Source organism: Nodularia sp. UHCC 0506 (genome assembly GCF_034931045.1).
Taxonomy (GTDB): Bacteria; Cyanobacteriota; Cyanobacteriia; order Cyanobacteriales; family Nostocaceae; genus Nodularia.
Window position 1 is genome coordinate 218,565 of sequence record NZ_JAYGHH010000001.1, and the last position, 6,603, is coordinate 225,167.

5 protein-coding genes are annotated in these 6,603 nt (G+C 42.0%); 3 read left to right on the top strand and 2 right to left on the bottom strand.

Annotated features, from left to right (window positions below; all coding sequences use genetic code 11):
- Nucleotides 1-81 precede the first annotated feature (81 nt).
- Entirely contained in the window at nt 82-2,271 is a 2,190-nt protein-coding gene (locus VB654_RS01020) for a single-stranded-DNA-specific exonuclease RecJ (protein ID WP_323211425.1), read from the top strand.
- 35 nt (nt 2,272-2,306) lie between these two features.
- Here the strand turns inward: VB654_RS01020 and psb30 are convergent, their stop codons facing one another.
- Entirely contained in the window at nt 2,307-2,429 is a 123-nt protein-coding gene (gene psb30, locus VB654_RS01025) for a photosystem II reaction center protein Ycf12/Psb30 (RefSeq protein WP_323211426.1), read from the bottom strand.
- Between the two features lie 125 nt (nt 2,430-2,554).
- Here psb30 and VB654_RS01030 point away from each other — a divergent pair, with 125 nt between their 5' ends.
- Both VB654_RS01030 and VB654_RS01035 read left to right on the top strand, forming a co-directional pair.
- The gene (locus tag VB654_RS01030; protein WP_323211428.1) at nt 2,555-2,905 is read left to right on the top strand and encodes a YkgJ family cysteine cluster protein; all 351 of its coding nucleotides are present in this window, start codon (nt 2,555-2,557) and stop codon (nt 2,903-2,905) included.
- A gap of 161 nt (nt 2,906-3,066) precedes the next feature.
- The gene (locus VB654_RS01035) at nt 3,067-3,348 is read left to right on the top strand and encodes a YkvA family protein (RefSeq protein WP_323211429.1); all 282 of its coding nucleotides are present in this window, start codon (nt 3,067-3,069) and stop codon (nt 3,346-3,348) included.
- A gap of 98 nt (nt 3,349-3,446) precedes the next feature.
- Here the strand turns inward: VB654_RS01035 and VB654_RS01040 are convergent.
- Nucleotides 3,447-6,603, bottom strand: a 3,157-nt coding sequence (locus tag VB654_RS01040; protein ID WP_323211430.1) for a glycoside hydrolase family 15 protein, incomplete at its 5' end; no start/stop codon positions are given.

Below are 6,603 nucleotides of genomic sequence, written 5' to 3' on the forward strand. Positions count from 1 at the left end.
AATACCGTCGCAGGGTTATAAAATGTGTTTCTTGGAAGTTAAGTCATAACTTTTTGGAGCAACACTCACAACTGATAATTGATGTTAGATCAAGCTTTCCCAAAATCGTCAACACCTGACAAGCATTTACCTAACCAACGTTGGGAAATTTACCCACAGCAACCAGAATTTGCCCAAAATCTGGCGAACGTTATCAATGTTTCCCCTATTATTGGTCAGTTATTGATTAATCGTGGCATGACAACGGCAGAAGCTGCACAAGGATTTTTAAATCCAGAGTCTTTAATTTTGCCTTCTCCCTTAGAAGAATTTCCTGATTTGGCGGTGAGTGTGGAGTTATTGCAACAGGCGATCGCATCTCAAGCTAAAATTGCCATCTGTGGTGACTATGATGCTGATGGTATGACTAGCACGGCTTTATTGTTGCGTAGTCTCCGCAGTTTAGGGGCGCAAATAAATTATGCTATTCCCAGCCGAATGCACGATGGTTATGGAATTAATAACCGCATTGTCGAAGAATTTCACAGTGAAGGTGTAGAACTGATTATCACTGTAGATAATGGGATTTCGGCTTATGAACCCATTGCTAGAGCTAGAGAACTTGGTCTGAATGTGATTGTCACAGACCACCACGATATCCCCCCAAAATTACCCCCAGCTAACGCCATTCTCAACCCGAAACTAATTGCAGAATCTTCACCCTATCGCAGTGTTGCGGGTGTGGGTGTCGCCTACATTTTAGCGGTATCTTTAGCGCAACAGTTAGGAGAGATTAAAGGCTTAGTTCAGCCGATGTTAGCTTTATTTACATTAGGAACAATTGCAGACTTAGCTCCCTTAACGGGGGTAAACCGTCGCTGGGTAAAACGTGGTTTAAAGCATTTACCTAAATCTAATTTACCAGGAATTAAGGCGTTAATTCAAGTAGCTGGCTTGCAGGTGCGGGAAGAGGGAGAAGAGGCAGGGAGCAGGAGGAAAGATGCCGGGGAGCAGGGAGCAGGGAGCAGGGAGCAGGGAGCAGGGGGAAAGAGTCCCTCAGTCTCGTCTGCCAAGTCTTTAAAGCCTGAAGATATTGGCTTTCGCTTGGGGCCACGCATTAATGCTATTGGTCGCATTGGTGATCCTCAAACTGTGATTGAATTGTTAACTACTGATGATATGGCGATCGCATTAGAACGGGCTACTCAATGTGAGTTAACGAACATTAGCCGTCAGCAAATGTGCGAGGAAATTGAACAGGAAGCGATCGCTTATGTAGAAGCCAAGTTTGTATCTGATCTCCCCAAAGACCGGGTATTAGTGGTTGTACAACCTGATTGGCATCACGGTGTCATTGGGATTGTCGCCTCTCGTTTGGTGGAACGTTACGGTGTGCCTGTGTTTATTGGTACTTATGAAGATGAAGGACACATTCGCGGTTCGGCTCGTGGGATTCCTGAATTTAATGTATTTGATGCTTTACAATATTGTCACGATTTGCTGGGTAAGTTTGGTGGACACAAAGCCGCAGGGGGTTTTTCTTTCCCAACCGAGAATTTGGAGATATTGCGATCGCGGTTATCTGAGTTTGCTAATCAGTGTCTAGAATTACAACACCTAAAACCACTACTCAAAATTGATGCTCAAGCTGATCTACATCAACTTCATCAGCAGCTTTACCAACAAATTAATGCTCTGCATCCCTGTGGTATGGAAAATCCTGATCCCTTATTTTGGACATCTGGGGTGCAAGTCATTGAGCAAAAAATCGTGGGTAAAGGTCACATTAAATTGACACTGAGCCAAACTATTCATGATCAACAGTATAAAATAAAAGCGATCGCCTGGCGTTGGGGCGACTATTTCCCCTTACCGCCGCGAGTCGATATCGCTTACAAGCTGCGAGAGAATCACTTTAATGGCAATACTACCATTGAGTTAGAATTACTCGGTGTCAGAATTCCAAATGAGCATTTTAGCGAGCCAGCTATTAATTCCCCACAGCTAACACTATCTCATCTGTTTAACCAGTCCTCTGCTAGTCCCTTAAAAGCTCACTTTCAGTACCAGCAGCGATATTATACTTGTGGTATCTATAAAAATGATATTTTATCAGAATTAAGAATCAAAAATCCTGAAGGCAAAGTTTTAGTCATGCAACCAGGACATACAAAGGGTCTATTAGGCAAAAATCGTCAAGATTCCAAAGAGATTGATATATCTCAACCACAGTATGACAACATTATCCAAGCTGCTCTTCAGGCATTATCGGCACTGAGTCCTGAGTTATGAGTTTTCCATGTACTCAGTACTCAGCACTCTGCCGTTTACATATTGCCGTTGCGAAACGCCAGTACAAATATTACTACTGGGCCAGCAATGATGATTAGTCCAACGGAAACTAGTTGGAAGATAACTTCCCAATTGAGATTGCTTATAGCGTCAAACATTTTTCCCTTGTCCTCTTAATTTCTCAAAATACAGTAACTTCAGTTGCAAAACTCGCCATTAATCATATCTGGCTGTGGGCTGTTACATTTAATTTACTTAACAAAATTATAGGAAAATCAATAAAATGGCAAACTGGCAATGTGTTAAACAATGTGGGGCTTGTTGTAATCTTGACCCCTCAGAACGTCCAGATTTAGAAGAGTATCTTGCACCAGCAGAACTGGAATTATACCTGAGTATGGTGGGCGAAGGCGGATGGTGTGTGAATTTCGACCATAACAACCGAGAATGCAGTATTTACGCCAATCGCCCCCGGTTCTGCCGTGTAGAACCAGAAATATTTCAGGATATGTATGGAGTTGAGCCAGAAGAACTTGACGATTTTGCCATTGACTGCTGTCGTCAGCAAATAGAGGGCGTTTATGGCGATCGCAGTTTGGAAATTCTCCGCTTCGACAAAGCCATTGGATTTTAGGAGACTGGTGGGACACCCATCCCACAAGAAAATATGGATACCCTTTCAAAAGCCCAACGTAAAAGCTTTTTGAGTTCCGCCTTGCGTTACTAGGGCGGTTATTTCTACCGGGAAATTTTAAAATAATTTGTCAAAATTAATTATAACTGGAGAGTCAGAACATGAAATTTTCAATCCAATTACTGTACGCCTGGTATCGCAATTTGCTTCGTAATCCCATGTACCGTTGGTGGGTAGTTTTAGCAACGCTGGTTTATATTCTCAGCCCTATAGATATTGCTCCTGATTTTATCCCCATTCTCGGTCAAATTGATGACGTTTTACTTTTGTCTGTGTTATTTTCAGAGCTGTCTGGATTAGCCCTCGCTGCTTGGAAGGCTGGACAGGGTTCTGAGGAACCTAGTTCTGAAACTGTTGATGTGGAAGCGGTTTCTGTTGAGTAAGAGTTTAAACGCAAAGGTTCGCGGAGGTTCGCGCAGAGGTTCGCAAAGAAGAATCTGGCTCTGCGTTACTTTGCGTTTACCTTGGCGTGACTCTGCGTTTAAACATCTGTGACAAATTCTGTTAAGAATCTAAAGGCTTTTAATATATAATTCACACAATCTTGAGGTGAGGTGTTATAGAAGGAATTCCAGGCTGAGGCTTTATCTTCGTCGTAGCGATCGCTTCTTTCAGGATGCTGTTCTAACCATGCTAATCTGACTGCATGGCCAATTAATACGTCTAATACTATATATTCTTCTATTTGTAGGCTGGGATTATTGGCGACAATAGTTGCTAGTTCCATTAAGGCTTCTATGTTGACTTTGCGGTATTCTGGAGCTTCAATTTTATTCAATAAATGTTCGATTCTCAAGGCAAAGTTCTTTTCGCCAGGGGTCATTTCGGATAAAATCAATTCACTATCTAGACGATTGCGGCGCTCTAGTTTATCGCCAATTACAATCCCCTTACAATGTTTCATTAATAGCCAAACCTGCTGAAAGAAGTCTTGTGGTACACGGTTTAGCGCACCTTCGGCTTGGCGAAACTTCCGCCAACCACCAGGGGGAATGGTGTTTTCTTCTTTTTCAGTTGGTAGCACTACCCAAGCAATATCAGTTTCTTTTTGCTTAACGTGCAGTGATTCTTGTTGGCGTAATAATTTACTAATACCTGTATAACCTGTTAATACTTGATGCAAGCGCATTTTCACTTCAAAGGGTGACAGTTCCATCAAGCGTTCATAGGCTTCATCTTGAGTTACACCTAATTCTTGGGCTAATTCACTAGTAATTAACAAGATGAGATAACCAACTCTCAAAGTTAGCAACCCTTGAAACAGTTCAGGTTCTGATCGCATTAAGACCCCAAGATAAATGATAATCTCTTGAGTGAGGACGCGATCGCGGATATCTTCACGACAAAAATTATTAATTTTCTCAGTAATTTCCCTGTGGGGCATAGGTACAGAAATCAGTGATGATTGACTGTAAGCTCTACCAACAGCAATTTGCTTACCCCTGACTAAAATACTCGTGACTGTATCTGACAAGCTGATATCAACCATTTGTCTTAATCCAGCCGCCCGACGTACCACTGCCCAAATGCCTAAATCCCCGGCTTTGATGTAGACTTCATCCAATAAATCAGCTGCTGTGACGGGACGCTGTGGACCACCAAAACCCGTATCAAAAGTTAACCCTTGCAAACGAATTAAAGTTTGTAATAATTCAATTTGTTCATAGATATTTTCCGATGAACGCAAAGCAGAAAGCAACAATCCCAAGTTAGTTTCGCATTCCATCTGAAATTCTTGGGTATGTCCTAAACGCCAGTTTTCCCCAGGATGATTAGCCAAGTAATAGCAACGAAGCCCAGCATTTTGCATCGGTGCTTGGGAGAAGTCCCCATCTGGGAGAAAATCAATCCTTTGCATCCTAGCTGTCAGCATGAGTTGATTTAGTCGCCCCAATTTTACCTTGACACCATTACACACACCATCTTTAAGTTCTTGCATCAGTTCTAATAACGCCTCAGAACCGATTTCTAACATAGTATGGGTCAACATTAAAGTTAGGGTAGGACGACCCAAATCAAGCCAATAATCTTGAATGTAAGCCAATTCACTTCTAATTTGGTCGATTAGAAAGTGGTAATCAAGGGTTAAATAAAACTGTTGGGAATCTAAAAACGAAGGTAAAAATACAATTGTCTCATTGTGAATCCGAAAAAATCGAGATGTGGTCAAACTCCGCAACCGCCGCACTGGACGACCAGTTAAACCCAGTTTGTTGTTACGTCCAATTTGAGTATAAATAGCAGAAAGTTCGCCAGCTTTTCTGACTTGAATTGGTTCTACTTGCTTGGGTGTTTGGGTTTCGATTCCATAAACTGCTAGTTTTTTTTGTAAATCTTCATCCTCAGATATCAAGGCAATTTGTACTAAAGCCTCGCGTTTTCTTCCCCCAGACAAATGTCTTCCTAAAGGGTCAATATCCCCAACTGCGATTAATTCTTCATTTAATAGCTGACCGAGAAAATATAAACTTTGCGCCCATACTAAAGGGATATTTTCATTCGGTAAGCGAGTTTGAGTTTGAGGCTTTAATCTTTCAGCTTCGATGTTTTCGGCTGGGACATAATAAAGTTCTGGTAATAAACCTATGCCATCACGTTCAATTAGTAATGACTGTAAACGTTCTTGGTAATCTTTAGCTTGCTGGCTGTCACCACGAAATAACCCATCTAAAAATAAATAAGTGAAAAATAAAGGCCATTCACATTCAATATGCTCGAATTGCTTCAGTTCCCCAGGTTCGTAATGTAAGCGTTTGCCATCTTCTAAAACCGTTTGGTGTCCATCACGTAAGAAGCGTTTACAGCCGTATTTGCCTTGGAGTTTAGTCACAATATCATTAAATGTGCGATCGCGTAGCGTCTTTGTTCGTGAAGCGTCCCGTAGAGAAGGAGAATCGCGCAGTGGGATATCTTCAATAGCAAAAGCTGGATAACTAATAATACTCAACAGTGCCGCATCAATTTCTTTAGAAGCCGATTCTCTCGGTAATAGAGATTCCAAAGTTATCCGGGCGCGGGCGATTTCATCTGGTAAAACATGAATTACTGAAGCTTGACTACCACGCACACCAAACAAATCTAATCCATTGATAGCTTCTAAGGCGGCTTTAGCCATACCGACTGAACTAGCATTTAACTCCGCACTACCATGATTAATTTTATTACCTCGTTCCCAAATGCCGTAATCTGGTGTGCGGTAAGCCCGGCCAATGTAGTAAACTAAGTTTTGGACAAAATTTACTTCATCAATTGTATAAATAATTTGCAAACCCGAAGCGGTCATTTGTGCCAGCATCAGTAAAAATATAGATGTGGCATCAAGTTGTAAATGTCCCCATTCGTCATCACCAACCACAATATCGGCGGTAGCGGTGTTGTATTTAGCGTGTAACCCATCCAAGGGGGACTGAGTATGTTTAAATTGTTCCACTTTATGGGATTGACGCAACATCGCAAATAGTAGCCCCCGCATCAGCTTGGTGACACTATGCTCTAGTTCATAGGTGCGTCCCTTATCTTCGTCAATCTTGCGGTATGCCAGGGCTAAACCCCAAACTCCCAAAATACTGTAAACATTATCTCGTACCCAAGCATCTGTATAATCACCGTGGGCGGTTATTGCGGTACTCGCAGGAAGC